The 16,561-nt window shown below is 63.1% G+C and carries 14 protein-coding genes; 12 read left to right on the forward strand and 2 right to left on the reverse strand.

The window, feature by feature from the left end; all coding sequences use genetic code 11:
- The first annotated feature begins 15 nt into the window (after positions 1-15).
- The 12 genes from BC360_RS26555 to hutU all read left to right on the forward strand — a co-directional run bounded on the left by BC360_RS26555 (position 16) and on the right by hutU (position 13,768).
- A complete protein-coding gene (locus tag BC360_RS26555) occupies positions 16-1,143 on the forward strand; it encodes an NAD(P)/FAD-dependent oxidoreductase (RefSeq protein WP_065797461.1) in 1,128 nt (375 codons plus the stop codon).
- A 168-nt stretch (positions 1,144-1,311) separates the two neighbouring features.
- Positions 1,312-2,154: a phosphonate ABC transporter ATP-binding protein gene (gene phnC, locus BC360_RS26560; RefSeq protein ID WP_065797462.1), complete on the forward strand. Its 843-nt coding sequence runs from the start codon at positions 1,312-1,314 to the stop codon at positions 2,152-2,154.
- A gap of 86 nt (positions 2,155-2,240) precedes the next feature.
- Positions 2,241-3,146 carry a phosphonate ABC transporter substrate-binding protein gene (phnD, locus tag BC360_RS26565; protein WP_065784360.1) on the forward strand — a complete coding sequence of 302 codons (906 nt, stop codon included), beginning with the start codon at positions 2,241-2,243 and terminating at the stop codon, positions 3,144-3,146.
- 107 nt (positions 3,147-3,253) lie between these two features.
- Positions 3,254-4,216: a phosphonate ABC transporter, permease protein PhnE gene (gene phnE, locus BC360_RS26570; protein ID WP_065784359.1), complete on the forward strand. Its 963-nt coding sequence runs from the start codon at positions 3,254-3,256 to the stop codon at positions 4,214-4,216.
- 9 nt (positions 4,217-4,225) lie between these two features.
- Positions 4,226-5,743: a phosphonate ABC transporter, permease protein PhnE gene (phnE, locus tag BC360_RS26575; RefSeq protein WP_065797572.1), complete on the forward strand. Its 1,518-nt coding sequence runs from the start codon at positions 4,226-4,228 to the stop codon at positions 5,741-5,743.
- Positions 5,744-5,870: 127 nt separating this feature from the next.
- Complete coding sequence (locus BC360_RS26580; protein ID WP_065797463.1) at positions 5,871-6,578, forward strand: DUF1045 domain-containing protein; 708 nt, start codon at positions 5,871-5,873, stop codon at positions 6,576-6,578.
- Between the two features lies 1 nt (position 6,579).
- Positions 6,580-7,719, forward strand: coding sequence for an alpha-D-ribose 1-methylphosphonate 5-triphosphate diphosphatase (locus tag BC360_RS26585; RefSeq protein WP_065784357.1), 1,140 nt, complete (start codon positions 6,580-6,582; stop codon positions 7,717-7,719).
- Positions 7,716-8,303 (forward strand): phosphonate metabolism protein/1,5-bisphosphokinase (PRPP-forming) PhnN, encoded by a 588-nt coding sequence (gene phnN / locus BC360_RS26590; protein WP_065784356.1) that lies wholly within the window; start codon positions 7,716-7,718, stop codon positions 8,301-8,303. Before BC360_RS26585 ends, phnN begins: the two co-directional genes overlap by 4 nt.
- Before the next feature lie 192 nt (positions 8,304-8,495).
- A complete protein-coding gene (gene hutI / locus BC360_RS26595) occupies positions 8,496-9,740 on the forward strand; it encodes an imidazolonepropionase (protein ID WP_065797464.1) in 1,245 nt (414 codons plus the stop codon).
- Positions 9,737-11,272, forward strand: a complete 1,536-nt coding sequence (gene hutH, locus BC360_RS26600; protein ID WP_065797465.1) for a histidine ammonia-lyase — start codon at positions 9,737-9,739, stop codon at positions 11,270-11,272. Before hutI ends, hutH begins: the two co-directional genes overlap by 4 nt.
- A gap of 1 nt (position 11,273) precedes the next feature.
- Positions 11,274-12,092, forward strand: a complete 819-nt coding sequence (gene hutG / locus BC360_RS26605; RefSeq protein ID WP_065784353.1) for an N-formylglutamate deformylase — start codon at positions 11,274-11,276, stop codon at positions 12,090-12,092.
- A 2-nt stretch (positions 12,093-12,094) separates the two neighbouring features.
- A complete protein-coding gene (gene hutU / locus BC360_RS26610; RefSeq protein ID WP_065797573.1) occupies positions 12,095-13,768 on the forward strand; it encodes a urocanate hydratase in 1,674 nt (557 codons plus the stop codon).
- A gap of 43 nt (positions 13,769-13,811) precedes the next feature.
- On the opposite strand, the gene BC360_RS26615 is transcribed toward hutU, so the two are convergent.
- Together BC360_RS26615 and BC360_RS26620 are read right to left on the reverse strand one after the other, a co-directional pair.
- Positions 13,812-15,026, reverse strand: coding sequence for an MFS transporter (locus BC360_RS26615; protein ID WP_065797466.1), 1,215 nt, complete (start codon positions 15,024-15,026; stop codon positions 13,812-13,814).
- An 85-nt stretch (positions 15,027-15,111) separates the two neighbouring features.
- On the reverse strand, positions 15,112-16,554 hold the full coding sequence (locus BC360_RS26620) for a M81 family metallopeptidase (RefSeq protein ID WP_065797467.1): 1,443 nt from the start codon (positions 16,552-16,554) through the stop codon (positions 15,112-15,114).
- Between the last annotated feature and the right edge of the window lie 7 nt (positions 16,555-16,561).

Consider the following 16,561-nt stretch of genomic DNA (forward strand, 5'->3'; position numbering starts at 1 on the left):
AAGCGGGGTCGGGACATGCGTGAATTTGATGTGGCAATCATAGGGGGCGGCATTGCCGGCCTTTCGCTTGCCTATTTCCTGGCGCCGCACCGCTCCGTTGTCGTCATCGAACGGGAAGACGGGCTCGGCTATCACAGCACCGGACGCTCCGCCGCGGAATTCGTGCTGCGCTACAACGCCCCTGAAGTGTGCAAGCTCGCGGCGATCTCCAAAACCTTCTTCGATCAGCCTCCGGAAGGGTTTTCCGACGTGCCGCTGCTGAAGCGGCGTGGCGGCGTGATGATCGCCAACGCGGAGAAAGCGGCGCGGCTGGAGGCCGTGTTTGCCGAAGAGAGCATCGCCAATCCCGACCTGCAAAGGTTGACTGTCGATGAAGCGATCGTCCGGGTGCCGATCCTGCGCCGCGACTATGTGGCCGCTGCATTCTACGATCCCAATTTCTGGGACATCGAGGTCGAGAACCTGCTGCAGGGTTACCTGCGCGGGGCACGTCGCAACGGCGCCGAGGTGATCGAGCGCAGTGATGTCATGGCTCCCCACCGCGAGGCAGGCGGCTGGGTGCTTTCGACAAGCGCTGGCGAGATCCGCGCGCAGGTCATCGTCAATGCCGCCGGCGGCTGGGCCGATGCTGTCGCAGCCCTCTTCGGTGTGTCGCCGGTCGGCATTGTGCCGCATCGCCGCACCGCGATCACCGTGGACCTCCCCGCGGAAATCGATGCCCTGACCCTGCCCGAAATCAACGAGATCGACGAAGACTTCTACATGAAGCCCGAAGGGGGGCGCTTGCTCGCCTCCCCCGCCGACGCCACGCCGTGCGAACCGACCGACGTGCAGCCAGAAGAAATCGATGTCGCCTGGGCCGCCCATTATGTCGAGGAGGCGACGACCGTCCCGGTCCGTCGCATCTTCAAAAGCTGGGCGGGCTTGCGCAGCTTCTCTCCCGACAAGCTGCCGGTGATCGGCCACGCGAAGGACCGCCCGGACTTCTTCTGGCTTGCCGGCCAGGGCGGCTACGGCATTCTGACATCGCCGGCCTTGGGCGCGCTTGCCGCCAATCTGCTGATTGGCGCACCGGCGCCCGAAAGCTTCGCCGCAAACGGCCTTGACCCCAAAGCGTTCAACCCCGAGCGCTTCCTGAGGTAGCGGCGACGCACCCTCGTCCCGCTGTGATTGTCACATTCCGTTAAGGATGTCGACGAGGCTGTGAACTGTAACAGAAACGACAAGAAACTGACATTTCGCTTTCATGAAGCGCCGATATGGCAGGTGTCATACCGATGACCGGTCTCCCCGAAAGAGGACCTGCTAGAAATGTTTCAGTTGAAGAACGTAACCCGCCAGTTCGGCAAGAAGACAGCCGTGAGCTCGGTTACCTTCGACATCCCCCAGGGCCAGATGGTCGGCGTGATCGGCCGATCCGGCGCTGGCAAGTCGACGCTCCTGCGCATGATCAACCGCCTTGTCGACCTGTCGTCCGGCTCGATCGAATTCGCCGGCACTGAAGTTTCGTCGCTGCGGGGTGCAGCCCTGCGCCACTGGCAGCGCGACTGCGCGATGATCTTCCAGCAATTCAATCTGGTGCCGCGCCTCGACGTCCTGACCAATGTGCTGCTTGGTCGTCTCAACCACCGTTCGACGGTTCTCAGCGTCCTCAACATGTTTACCCGCGAGGAGCGCATCATGGCGATCGGCGCGCTGGAGCGCCTCGGCATCGAGCAGACGGCGCTGCAGGCGGCCGGCACGCTTTCCGGCGGCCAACAGCAGCGCGTGGCCATCGCCCGTGCGCTGATGCAGCAGCCCAAGGTTCTGCTCGCTGACGAGCCGATCGCCTCGCTCGACCCGCTCAACGCCAAGATCGTCATGGATGCGCTGCGCGACATCAACGAACGTGACGGCATCACCGTGATCACCAACCTCCACACGCTCGATACCGCGCGCAACTATTGCGAACGCATCATCGGCATGGCGCATGGCCGCGTCGTCTTCGACGGCCAGCCAAAGGATCTGACGGCGGCTGCCGTCGCCGAGATCTACGGCGCCGACACGGGTATCGAGGAATCGATGACCTCGACAAGCATCAACATTCCCGCGGCTATCCCGCAGGAACAAACGGCATCTGCCGGCCTCCAGCCGCTGGCACTGGCCGGCATCTGACGCCCGCCAGGATCGAAGGCCCACGTCAAGGGCACCTCTTTGAAACCGAATACCATCCGGCACGACCGGAAAAACGGGAGAACCTTATGCTGAAGAAAGCTCTTCTGGGCGCCGTCGCCCTGCTCGCCCTCGTCGGCCACGCCCAGGCCGAAGACCTCAAGGAATTCCGCGTCGGCATCATCGGCGGCGAAAACGAAGCCGACCGCCTGCGCAACTTCCAGTGCATCGTCGACAAGCTGCCGGCCGCAATCGGCGTCGAAAAGGTCTCGCTGTTCCCGGCCGCCGACTATGACGGCGTCATCCAGGGCCTGCTCGGCGGTACGCTCGACTATGCCGAGCTCGGCGCTTCGGGCTTTGCCAAGATCTACCTCGCCAAGGCCGACGCGGTCGAGCCGATCCTGACGACCGTCCAGACCGACGGCTCGACCGGCTACCATTCGATCATGGTTGCCCGCAAGGATTCCGGCATCACCAAGCTCGAAGACCTGAAGGGCAAGAAGCTTGGTTTCGCCGATCCGGACTCGACCTCGGGCTACCTCATCCCGCTCGTCACCCTGCCGGAAACGATCGGCGCGCCGGTCAAGGAATTCTTCGGTGAAACCGGCTTCGGCGGCGGTCACGAAAATCTCGTTCTCGAAGTCGTCAAGGGCACGTTCGATGCCGGCACGACCTTCGGTTCGGGCGTCGGCGAGTTCAAGGACGGCTACACCTCGGGCAACCTGAAGAAGATGGTCGACAAGGGCATCCTCGACATGAACGACCTCGTCGAGCTCTGGAAGTCGCCGCTGATCCCGAACGGCCCGATCGTCGTCCGCTCGACGATGAACGACGACATGAAGGCAAAGTTCAAGCAGTTCATGCTTGACCTGCCGAAGACCGATGCAGCGTGCTTCTCCGCCATCCAGGGCGGCGACTTCACCGGCTTCACCGAAGTCAACGCCGACTTCTACAAGCCGATCATCGACGCCCGCAAGGCAACGATCGGCGGCTGATTTTCCGGATCATTCAAGGACGCTGGCCGCCAAAGCGGCCAGCGTTCGCCTTTTTGCTAGGGCGCCTGCGGCGCCTGTCGACAGAGGCCGGCATTGCCGGAACATTCATGGCAACTTCCATGCTCCCGAGGCATCTGAGTGAAAACGGCGCGCTGGTCGAGCGTCACTGGCAGGAGCTGAACTCCCGCCGCCGCCTTTACTCCTGGCTCGGTTTCGCCGTGCTGGTGCTCGCCCTTTCCGGCTCGCTCTGGTTTGCCAACGATTCCAACGCCGGCAAATTCTTCGACCGCCTGCCGCACTTCTTCGATTTCGTCGCCGATCTCGCGCCGCGTGACGGTCTGGAAATCTTCCGCGCCATGTTCGACCTGCCCTCGCCCTATGACGACGGCAGCTTCAAGTACAATTATCCCGACGGCCGGCTCTACCTGACCGAGAGCTTCTACATCCCCGAATATGTGCACAAGATGCTGGAGACCGTGAACATCGCGATCTTCTCCACCGTCATCGGCACGTTCCTCGGCTTCATCTTCTGTTTCCTCGCCGCCCGCAACCTGATGCCCAATCCGTGGGTGCGTGGTTTCGTGCGCCGGCTGATGGAAATCCTGCGCGCCTTTCCAGAAGTGGTCATCGCCGGCTTCTTCCTCGCGATCCTCTCGCTCGGGCCGATACCGGCGATCGCCGCCGTTTCGATCCACACAGTCGGCGCACTCGGCAAGCTGTTCTTCGAGGTGGTCGAGAACGCCGACATGAAGCCGGACGAGGGCTTGCGCGCCGCCGGCGGCAACTGGATCGAGCGCGTCTGGTTCGGCATGGTGCCGCAGGTGCTGCCCAATTTCGCCAGCTATTTCCTGCTGCGCCTGGAGATCAACGTCCGCGCCTCGACCATCATCGGTGCGGTTGGCGGCGGCGGCATCGGCGAGCTGCTGCGGCTGTCGATCGGCCAGGGCCACCAGGCAAAGACGCTGGCGATCGTCATCCTGATGTTTGCAACGATCTTCGCCGTCGACCAGTTTTCCGCATGGCTGCGCCGTCGCCTCGTCGGCGACCAGGCCTTCCAGCTTGCCCAGTAGGTGCGCATCATGACCTCCACGACCAGACTTAGCGCTCTCGAAATGGATGCGATCGCTTCGCGCCACCCGCATCTGCTGCAGGGTTCCTCGAACAAGCGCCTGCGCACGATCCTCATCAGTGTCGGCCTCGTCGCCTACCTCGTCTTCAGCTGGTGGTTCTTTTCGATCGGGCACGTTCTGGGCAATGCCAATTGGGGTATTGCCGGAACCTATCTCGCCGATTGGGTCTCTTACGAGGTTCGCCCCGAGATCAAGATCGCCCGCGATAAAACGATGACGCTCGATTACCAGCGCAACTCGCCGCTCGGGCACAATCCCAATCCGGCATGGGTGGAACTCGACAAGGAAACCGTGACACGGAAGGTCGAGTTGCCGGCTGCTACCGGGCAAACCGCAAAACCGAAGACGTCGTCGTCCTTCAGCTTCATGGCGCCGGGTGCAGTGCTCGGCACAGCCAGTGCGGCAACCGACCAGAACCGCGTCGAGACGCGGACCGAGGAAATCATCACCAGGGCCGTCATCACCTATGACAGGCTGACGAAGATTGAAATTGCCGATGGCCTCGTCAAGGCGACCCATCGCGGCGAGACGCTGACCATGGCCGTCGATGGTCAGGACACGATAACGCCTCAGGGTGCGCTCCCCGCATGGGCCACGCAGAAACGCCCCGGCGAGAAGATCACGCTCGCCTTCGGGGCGACCGGTTGGGCCGACGTCGAAGGTGACGATGTCTCGATCCGCAATCGCTTCTTCGGCTGGGCCAATTTCCTCTTCGACACCAACTCGCCCTTCTTCGGCAAGAGCTATGGCGACGTGCTTTCGCTGATCACGAGCGGCGAGCGCATCGACCCTGCGCGCTCGAACCTGTCGCTCGCCTGGAACAACATCCTCTACAACGCCGAATGGCAGCATCTGGACGTGTGGACCAAGCTGATGCAGACCGTGGTGATGGCCTTCGTCGGCACGCTTTTCGCTTCGCTGGTGGCGTTCCCGCTCTGCTTCCTGGCGGCGCGCAACATCACCCCGAATTTCCTGACCAACCAGATCGTCAAGCGCTTTTTCGATTTCCTGCGTTCGGTGGACATGTTCATCTGGGCACTGTTCTTCACGCGCGCCTTTGGTCCGGGACCGCTTGCCGGCATGTCGGCGATCTTCTTCACCGACACCGGGACCTTGGGCAAGCTCTACTCGGAGGCGCTGGAGAACATCGACGACAAGCAGCGCGAAGGCGTAAAATCCGTCGGCGCCACGCCGCTTGCCGTCCAGCGGTTCGGCGTCCTGCCGCAGGTGCTGCCGGTCTTCGCCAGCCAGGCGCTCTATTTCTGGGAATCCAACACGCGTTCGGCAACGATCATCGGTGCCGTCGGCGCCGGCGGCATCGGCCTGAAGCTCTGGGAAGCGATGCGCACCAACTCCGATTGGGAAAATGTCGCCTATATGGTGCTTCTGATCTTGCTGGTCGTGTTCATTTTCGACAGCATCTCGAACGCCTGCCGCTCACGGATGATGGGGCAGAAAGCGCATTGACGAGAATGAGCATTTTGCGCCGTAGCCATCATGATGTTGTCATGGAAATCGGCTAGCTGCGCATCGCATCCCGCGAACAATCGACCCGCCGTTCCGGCGGGCCGGTCGATACAAGAAAGTGAAGACCGTGCGTTATGCAATCTACTTCGCGCCGCCGGCGGACGACCGGCTGTCGCAAACGGCAGCCCGTTGGCTCGGCCGTGACGCCTTTACCGGCGAGACCAACGAACTTCCGGCGCTCGCCGGCCTTGATGCCGACACGCGACAGGCTTTGACCGCCGATCCTCGGCGCTACGGCTTTCACGGCACCCTCAAGGCGCCCTTCGCTCTTGCCCAAGACCGCAACGAAGCCGAGCTGATCGCAGCCTTCGAAGCGTTTGCCGCTGATCTCGAGCCTTTCGAGATACCGGAACTCACGCTGCATCAGCTTGGCCCGTTCTTCGCCCTGGTCTCTGCGACCCATTGCGAGGCGTTGCATGATTTCGCGGCGCAGTCCGTGCAATACTTTGAGCCGTTTCGGGCGCCGCTGTCGGACGCAGACATGGCGCGACGCAACCCGGACAAACTGCCGGATCGGCAGAGGGAATACTTGAAGACATGGGGCTATCCCTATGTTTTCGAAGAGTTCCAGTTCCATCTGACGCTGACAGGGCCGGTTCCGGGAGAGGCAGAAAAAAAAATGCGGACCGTGCTTGAGAGCACCTTTGCCGATCATATCGGCAAGCCGCTTGACGTTACGTCCGTTGCGCTCTTCGTCGAGCCGCACCGTGGCGCACCGTTTCTGGTCCATTCCCTGCTGCCACTGGGCGGCGCGACACAACGAAAGATCGCATGAGATGAGCAAAGAACAAGTCCTGACCAACGCCCGCATCGTTCTAGAGGACAGTATCCTCGACGGCTCGGTGCTGATCCGCGACGGCAAGATCGCCGATATCTCGAAGGGCAACACCAACACCGGCGAAGACTTCGAAGGCGACTATCTGCTGCCTGGTCTGATCGAGCTGCACACCGACCACCTCGAGGCGCATTACTCGCCACGGCCCGGCGTTCGCTGGCTGAAGATCGCGGCAATCCAGGCGCACGACGCCCAGGTGGTCACGTCGGGCATCACCACGGTCTTCGATTGTCTGCGCCTTGGTTCGGACGAAGACGGCGGTTTCCAGAAGGGTGAGATGCGCAGCATGGCAGACGCCTTGGCCCAGGCCAAGCAGGAAGGCCGCCTGCGCGCCGACCATCTGATCCATCTGCGCTGCGAGGTTTCGACCTCTGATGTGCTCGACCACTACGAGGACTTCCAGGACGACCCGCAGGTGAAGCTCGTTTCGTTGATGGACCACGCGCCGGGGCAGCGGCAGTTCCAGACGATGGACCAGTACACGCTCTACTACAAATCCAAGCGCGGCCTGTCGGATGCCGAGTTCGCCAAATTCGTCGAACGCCAGCAGGCGCTTTCGGCGAAATATGCCGGCCCGCACCGCGATGCACTTGCCAAGGCCTGCGCCGAGCGCGGCATCACCATCGCCAGCCATGATGACGCCACGATCGACCATGTCGACGAATCGATCAGCTACGGTATCAAGCTCGCCGAGTTCCCGACCAGCTTCGAGGCGGCCGAGGCCTCCCATCGCGCCGGCCTCAGCGTGCTCATGGGCGCGCCGAACATCGTTCGCGGCAAGTCGCATTCGGGCAACATCGCAGCACGCGACCTTGCCGACCGCGGCGTGCTCGACGTGCTTTCGTCGGATTATGTGCCCTTCAGCCTGATCCACGCGCCGTTCGTGCTGGCCGACGAGCTTGAAGCCATTGACCTGCCGAAGGCGATCGCCATGGTCAGCGCCACCCCTGCCCGCACCGTGGGCCTCGACGATCGTGGCCGCATCGCCGTCGGCCTGCGCGCCGACATCGCCCGCGTTCACCGTCAGGAAGGCATTCCGGTGGTGCGCTCGGTCTGGCGCGAAGGGCGGCGTGTCGCATGAGCCAGATCGAACTCAGGCGCGGCGCGCTCGTCGTCGTGGTCGGCCCGAGCGGGGCCGGCAAGGACAGCGTCATGGGCTTTGCCGCCCGGCACTTTTCCGATTGCGCCGATATCCACTTCGTTCGCCGCGTGATCACGCGGCCGTCGGACGCCGGCGGCGAGGTGCATGAAAGCGTTTCGGTCGCGGAGTTCGTCGACATGGAGCAGGCAGGTGCCTTCGCCGTGTCCTGGGATGCGCACGGCCTGAAATACGGCATTCCCGAAGACGTTCGCCGCAATGTCGAAAACGGCACGACGGCCATCGTCAACGGCAGCCGCAGCGCCCTGCCGGCATTCCGCGCCGCCTTCGGCAATATCGCCATCACGGTCATCACGGCCGAACCCGCCGTGCTTGCCAAGCGTCTTGCCGAGCGCGGACGCGAAAGCGAAGAGGATGTGCTGCGCCGGCTCTCCCGACAGGTGCCTGATGTGACATCGGGGCCGGACGTCACGCTCATCGACAACAGCGGTCGCCTGGAGATTGCCGGACGTCGCTTCGTCGACCTGGTCGAGCGATTGCGCATGAATGCCGCCCATCCGGCCTGAACGGCCAGTTTTCATCGACGCCATTTTGCAAGACCCCGGAGCTGCAATTCCGGGGTCTTTTGCGTTTGAATCCCGTCGTTCGGCATCAATCCCTTGCACATCCCCTTTCCTTTTCCAACGGCAAGTCAATTTTCCTCTTGTCGAGGCGATTATTATGTATATACATTATATCCAGCAAAAGGGGATCGGCTGATGAGTCAATTTTCGACCACCGCAAACGCGTCCGGCATCTGGCGCAATCTCCGCCTTGCGACCCTGCGTCCCAATCAAGACGGCCTCGGCATGGTCGAAAAAGGCGCGGTGGCTGTCGTCGACGGACGCATCGCCTTTGCCGGTGCCGAGAGCGGCCTTCCCACCGACCTTTCCCGCACGCTTGAAGCCACGGATTGCGAAGGCCGGGTGATGACGCCCGCCTTCATCGACTGCCACACGCACCTCGTCCACGGCGGCAACCGCGCTCGCGAGTTCCAGATGCGGCTTGAAGGTGCGTCCTATGAGGAAATCGCCCGGGCCGGGGGCGGTATCGTCTCCTCGGTCAAGGCAACCAATGCGCTCTCCGTCGACGCGCTCGTCGAAAGCGCCCTGCCGCGGCTCGACACCCTGCTTGCCGAAGGCGTTTCGACGGTCGAGATCAAGTCCGGCTATGGCCTCAATATTGATGCCGAGCTCAACATGCTGCGCGCCGCGCGCAAGCTTGGCGACAAACGTCAGGTTCGGGTCGTTACAAGCTATCTGGCAGCGCACGCGACACCCTCCGAATACAAGGGGCGCAACGACGACTACATTGCCGAAGTGGTGCTACCAGGCCTTGATGCCGCCCACGCCGAGGGGCTGGTCGATGCCGTCGACGGCTTTTGCGAAGGCATCGCCTTTTCCACCGCCGAGATCGCCCGCGTCTTCGATCGGGCCAAGGCCCTCGGCCTGCCGGTCAAGCTGCATGCCGAACAGCTTTCGAACCTCGGCGGCGCCAAGCTTGCCGCCTCCTACGGCGCATTGTCTGCGGACCATCTCGAATATCTCGACGCTGACGGCGCACAGGCGATAGCCAGATCGGGCACCGTCGCCGTGCTGCTGCCTGGCGCGTTTTACGCGCTGCGCGAGAAGCAGCTACCGCCGGTCGACGTGCTGCGCGCCGCCGGTGCGCATATCGCCATCGCGACGGATTGCAATCCCGGCACCTCGCCGCTGACCTCGCTGCTGCTCACCATGAACATGTCGGCGACTTTCTTCCGGCTGACGGTTGCCGAATGCCTCGCCGGCGTCACCCGCGAGGCGGCGCGTGCGCTCGGGCTTCTCGGCGAAACCGGCACCCTCGAAGCCGGCAAGTCCGCCGATCTCGCACTCTGGAACATCGAGGATCCGGCCGAGCTCGTCTACCGCATCGGCTTCAATCCACTTCATCTGCGCATCTTTAAGGGCGAAAGGACCGGTCTATGACCATCATTCTGCATCCGGGCTCGGTTCCGCTGAGGGATCTCGAGACCATCTATTGGACCGGCGAGCCTGCCCGTCTGCATCCGTCCTTCGACACCGGCATTGAAAAGGCAGCCAGGCGCATCGCCGAGATCGTTGCCGGCAATGCGCCGGTTTATGGTATAAACACCGGCTTCGGCAAACTGGCATCGATCAAGATCGACAGCGCCGACGTCGCCACCTTGCAGCGCAACCTGATCCTGTCGCATTGCTGCGGCGTCGGCCAGCCGCTCGCAGAAAACATCGTCCGCCTGATCCTGTCGCTGAAGCTCGTTTCTCTCGGCCGCGGCGCATCCGGTGTGCGCCTTGAACTGGTTCGGCTGATCGAAGCCATGCTCGACAAGGGCGTGATCCCGGTCATACCTGAAAAGGGCTCGGTCGGCGCATCCGGCGATCTGGCGCCGCTCGCCCATATGGCGGCGGTCATGATGGGACACGGCGAGGCGTTCTTTGCAGGCAGCCGCATGTCCGGCGGAGAGGCCCTTGCCAAGGCCGGACTGACGCCGGTCGTGCTTGCCGCGAAGGAAGGACTGGCGCTGATCAACGGCACGCAGACCTCCACCGCGCTGGCGCTCGCCGGCCTCTTCCGCGCCCACCGCGCCGCCCAGGCGGCCCTTATCACCGGCGCAATGTCGACCGATGCGGCAATGGGCTCGTCTGCGCCCTTCCATCCTGACATTCACACGCTTCGCGGCCATCAGGGCCAGATCGACACTGCCGCCGCACTTCGTGCACTTCTCTCAGGCTCCGCCATTCGCGAAAGCCATATCGAAGGCGACGAGCGAGTGCAGGATCCCTATTGCATTCGCTGCCAGCCGCAGGTGGACGGCGCCTGCCTCGACCTGCTGCGTTCGGTTGCGCGCGTGCTCGAAATCGAAGCCAATGCCGTCACCGACAACCCGCTCGTGCTTTCCGACAATTCCGTGGTCTCCGGCGGCAATTTCCATGCCGAGCCCGTGGCGTTTGCCGCCGACCAGATCGCGCTTGCGGTCTGCGAGATCGGCGCGATTTCGCAGCGGCGCATTGCGCTTCTGGTCGACCCGGCCCTGTCCTACGGGCTGCCGGCCTTTCTCGCCAAGAAGCCCGGGCTCAATTCCGGCCTGATGATCGCCGAAGTAACGTCGGCGGCGTTGATGTCAGAAAACAAGCAGCTTTCGCATCCGGCCTCGGTCGATTCCACCCCGACGTCGGCCAATCAGGAAGACCATGTGTCTATGGCCTGCCATGGCGCACGCCGCCTGCTGCAGATGACCGACAACCTGTTCTCGATCATCGGCATTGAGGCGCTGACAGCCGTCCAGGGCGTCGAATTCCGCGCGCCATTGGCCACAAGCCCCGAGCTGCAAAAGGCCGCCGCAGCTCTGCGTGCCGTTTCGCCGACGATCGAGGAAGACCGCTACCTCGCCGACGATCTGCAGGCCGCCGGCGAGCTGATCGCTGCTGGCACGCTGAACACGGCTGTTTCTGCCGGCATTCTGCCAAAACTGGAGGCCTGAGATGAGCGTATTCGAAGTCCGCCAGGGCACCTCACCCGTCATCCTCGGTTTTCCGCACACCGGTACGGATGTGCCGACGGAGATCTGGGAGCGTCTCAACGACACCGGGCGTCTGCTTGCCGACACCGACTGGCACATTCACAAGCTCTATGAAGGCCTTCTGCCGGATGTCACCGTCGTGCGCGCCACCTTCCACCGCTACGTGATCGATGCCAATCGCGATCCGGAAAATGTGAGCCTCTATCCCGGGCAGAATACGACCGGGCTCATTCCGGAGACCGATTTCGATGGGTTGCCGATCTGGAAAGATGGTGAGGCGCCGACGGAGACCGACACGGCAGAGCGCCTGCGCCGATTCCATGCGCCCTATCACGCCGCGTTTCTGGCGGAGATCGAGCGGGTCAAGGCGATCCACGGTATCGCCATCGTCTATGACTGCCATTCTATCCGCTCGCATATCCCGTTCCTGTTCGACGGCAAGTTGCCGGACCTGAACATCGGCACGGACATGGGCCGGACCTGCGCGCCGGCCATCGAGAAGGCGGCCGTCGACATCGCCGCTTCGGCCGATGGCTACACCAGCATTCTCAACGGCCGCTTCAAGGGCGGCTGGACGACCCGCCATTACGGGCGCCCGGAGACCGGCGTGCACGCCATCCAGATGGAACTGGCGCAGTCGACGCATCTTGCCGCCGAAGAGCCGCCATTCGCGCTCGACGCAGGCAAGGCGGAGCGCCTGCGCGTGCCGCTTCGGGCCATTCTTCAACGCATCGAGAACACCGCATTCGACCTTAAAACGCTGACAGGGAGCGAGGCATGACCATGAACAATCCGCGCCATAATATTCGCGACGTGCGCGCGCCGCAGGGCGCCACGCTCAACGCCAAGAGCTGGATGACCGAAGCGCCGCTGCGCATGCTGATGAACAACCTCGACCCGAACGTCGCGGAAAACCCGCACGAGCTGGTGGTCTATGGCGGCATCGGCCGCGCCGCCCGCACCTGGGCCGACTTCGACAAGATCGTCGACACCCTGAAGGACCTCAACGAGGACGAGACCCTGCTGGTCCAGTCCGGCAAGCCGGTCGGCGTCTTCCGCACCCACAAGGATGCGCCGCGCGTCTTGATCGCCAACTCCAACCTGGTGCCGCATTGGGCGACCTGGGACCACTTCAACGAGCTGGATAAGAAGGGTCTGGCGATGTACGGCCAGATGACTGCCGGCTCGTGGATCTATATCGGCACGCAGGGCATCGTTCAGGGCACCTACGAAACCTTCGTCGAGGCCGGCCGCCAGCATTATGGCGGCAATCTGAAGGGCAAGTGGGTACTGACCGGCGGTCTCGGCGGCATGGGCGGCGCACAGCCGCTGGCAGCCGTCATGGCGGGCGCGTCGTGCCTTGCCGTCGAGTGCAACCCGGACTCGATCGACTTCCGCCTCCGCACCCGCTACGTCGATGAAAAGGCAGAGACGCTCGACGAAGCGATGGAAATGATTGCCCGCTGGACGAAGAACGGCGAAGCGAAGTCCGTCGGCCTGCTCGGCAACACCGCCGAAATCCTGCCGGAAATGGTTCGTCGCGGCATCCGCCCGGACATGGTCACCGACCAGACTTCAGCGCACGATCCGGTCAACGGTTACCTGCCCAAGGGCTGGACCATGGCCGAATGGAAGGCCAAGCGCGAGAGCGATCCGAAGGCTGTCGAAAAGGCCGCACGCGCCTCGATGCGCGAACATGTCGAAGCCATGATCGCCTTTCAGGACATGGGCATCCCGACCTTCGACTACGGCAACAACATCCGCCAGGTCGCCAAGGAAGAGGGTCTCGAAAACGCCTTCGCCTTCCCCGGTTTCGTACCGGCCTATATTCGCCCGCTTTTTTGCCGCGGCATCGGTCCGTTCCGCTGGGCCGCACTCTCCGGCGACCCGGAAGACATCTACAAGACGGATGCCAAGGTCAAGGAACTGACCCCCGGCAACACCCACCTGCACAACTGGCTCGACATGGCGCGCGAGCGCATCTCGTTCCAGGGCCTGCCTGCGCGCATCTGCTGGGTCGGTCTCGGCGACCGTCATCGCCTTGGCCTCGCCTTCAACGAAATGGTCAGAAACGGTGAGCTCAAGGCCCCTGTTGTCATCGGCCGCGACCATCTCGACTCCGGCTCCGTCGCCTCGCCGAATCGCGAAACGGAAGCGATGAAGGATGGCTCGGACGCCGTCTCCGACTGGCCCCTGCTCAACGCCCTGCTCAACACCGCCTCTGGCGCCACCTGGGTGTCGCTGCATCATGGCGGCGGCGTCGGCATGGGCTTCTCGCAGCATTCCGGCGTCGTCATCTGCTGCGACGGCTCGGATGAAGCCGCCCGCCGCGTCGAGCGGGTTCTTTGGAACGACCCGGCAACCGGCGTTATGCGCCACGCCGACGCCGGCTACGACATCGCGCTCGACTGCGCCAAGGACAAGGGCCTGCGCCTGCCGGGCATCCTCGGCAACTGACGAAGACCTTGGGGCGCCGACCTGGCGCCCCTTTTCCCCGCTCTCACTGGGCGGCAGTGGTATTTCGATTGCCACCTTCGAGGAAGAGCAGCAGACCGAGGCCCGCCAATCCGCCGAGGCCTCCGAGAAGTGCGGTTCCGGAATAATCGCTAATGCGTGTGCCGAGCGCAAAAAGTGCCGCACAAAGACCGCCGCTCATGAAGATGTTGACCGAGATCAGCGAGCTTCCGAGCCCCGGACGATCGGCAATCAATTCCTGCAGGTAGGTAATGGGGATCGTGATGAGGGCAGCGGCGCCAAAGGCGCTGATCAGTGTCAGCGCATAGATGTGCCACGGCGCCGACGACAGTCCGAGCAGGACCATGTAGCCGATGTAGATGACGGTGCCGAGCGCCAGTGCCTTGGCTGGCAGCAGGTTCACCTGGATGCGCGCCCAAACGAGGATGAAGACCACCTCGAGGAACGCGACGACGCCGACGACGATGCCGATATCCGTGACGCTGCCGCCGACGGCATCGGTCATGATCAGCGGCAGGACAGCAGCATTGATATGCAATGTCGAGGTGATCATCGCCACCGCAACCACCCGGGCGAAGATGCGCGGTGCGAGGATTTCACCGAAGGACATCCAGTAGGAAAGGCGCCTGCCCAGGTTCGGATCGACACCGCGCTCGTTCGGCAAGGAGAAAAAGACCAGGAGCAGGTTGGTCGCGCATCCGAGACTGGCAAGCAGATAGGCGGGAAGCATGCTCTTGCCACCGGCGAGCGCGAAGCCCACCAGCCCCGGCACCAACACCCAGGCAAGCGATATCGCCGCGCGCGCACCGGTCGTCAAGGCGCCGGCGTCCTGTCCGCTCATGCGTCGGGCGACACTGCGCACGTTCGCAAAGAGCAGCGTGTAGAGTGCACCGTAGATCGGCAGGAGCAGAAGCACGCTGACGACAAAGCTCGATTGATTCGGCAGGAGATAGACGATTCCGTAGCCGACGACGCCAAACAGGATCGCCGTTGACATCAGCACCCGGTAATTGCCGACGCGATCGGCCAGAATGCCGATCGAAACACTGACGATAACATTCACCGTCGAGGCGACAAGGATGAGGAGCGAATAGAGTCCGTCACTCAGGCCGAGTTCGTTGATGCCGACCACGGACTGATAGGGCGACGTCGCTCCCCCGGCGAAACCGAAGAGAAAGATCGCCAGCATGCTGACCCGCATTGCTGGGTTGCGCATGGCGTTCAGGAGGGTGGAAGTCATGATGAAAGGCGTCCGCGAAGCGGGTGGAGTTTAAAAGGAGCAGACCTGCCCGGAAGCCGGGCAGGTGAATGCAGGTAGCGAAGCCTCAGTCGGCGCTCGACCAACGCGCCGAGAGTTTCGCCTCAGGCGCAAAGTCGAATTCCTGATCGAAGGGAAAGACGGGTCGAACACGATGCAGGCTCGCAAGATGGGCAATGTCCTGATTGACGACACCATCAGTCAAGGCCATCAGGTTGGGGTTGGCGATCGGCGCCAGCTCCGGCGAGAGATAGCCTGACTTGACCACCAGCAGCCGGACGCCCCTCGGATCAAGGCCGAGACGGCTGAAATCGGCGATATCGTGGTAGGGCCGGCGTCGGGCCGAAAGCACGACGTCGATCGCACCGACACGCACGACCGCCTGACGCTCCTTTTCCGGACCGGGATCATCAAGCCGCACGACTTCCACCAGCATCTCCGCAACCGGGCTCGCCGGATCGAGGCTGCCGCCGATCTTCAGCATCAGATTTTCGCCCACGCCGGTAGCAAAGCAGGCATCGACTGCCGGACGGTCGGTGATACCGGCGATCAGGGCGCCGCGCCACCCCCGCACAAGCAGGGCCTTCAGGACATCCGCCCTGTCACCGACGCCGCCGCCAGTGGGATTGTCGCCGGAATCGGCGAGGATAATAGGGGTCGTCGTCGTCTTTTCGGCGATATCGAGCATAGCGTCGAGCGGGCCCGTCACCGGGCCGAAGCGGAAGTTGCGACGTTCCGTCCAGTAGGCTGCCGCGATGTCGACGGCCGCCTGCTCTGCAGCAGCCCGGTCGGTCGCCGTGATCACGGCGCAAGCCGTTGCGCGCGGCTCGTCCGCCCAGACATAGCCGACCATCAGGTTGGCATCGAGCACACCCGGCCGGCCGTCGATATCGGGCAGCTGCTGGTAGAGATTTTTGGCCGGCTCATCCTCGGTGGAAGTACATTCCCCGGGCAGCAACACGGGAATCTTTGCCCAGGCCACACCCGGACGGTTGCCGCTGCGCAGCGCTGAAATCAGCATCGTCCAGGCACGGATCATCGTTTCGCGCGTGTCGATGTGCGGCGCCGTGCGATAGCCCGCGAAGATGTCAATCTGGTCGATGATGCGCTGACTGACATTGCCGTGCAGATCATAGCTGGTGGCGATCGGGCAGTCCGGCCCGACGATGGCTCGAGCGGCAGAGATCCAATCCCCCTCCGCATCCTCCATGCCGTCGACTTTGATCGCCCCGTGCATGGCGAGATAGAGCCCGTCGATCGGCAAAGCCTGTTGCAATCGCTCGAGAAACTCAGCCTTGAAGGCGTCATAGGTCGGCCGTGACACCGGCCCGCCGGGCACGGCGCGCGCGTGCAAGAGCGGTAGATGCTCTATGCCGTCAGCGTCGAGAAAATCGAAGTACTCCGCCTGCAGCAGATCAGCACCACGCAACACCCGAAAATCCTCGGTCGTCATCAGCACCGGCGAATAGGTGCTGCACTCCGTATGGATACCGCCGACGGCAATGCGCATGAAAGCT

This window comes from Ensifer sp. LC163 (assembly GCF_001695855.1).
In the GTDB taxonomy this organism is placed as follows: Bacteria; Pseudomonadota; Alphaproteobacteria; order Rhizobiales; family Rhizobiaceae; genus Ensifer.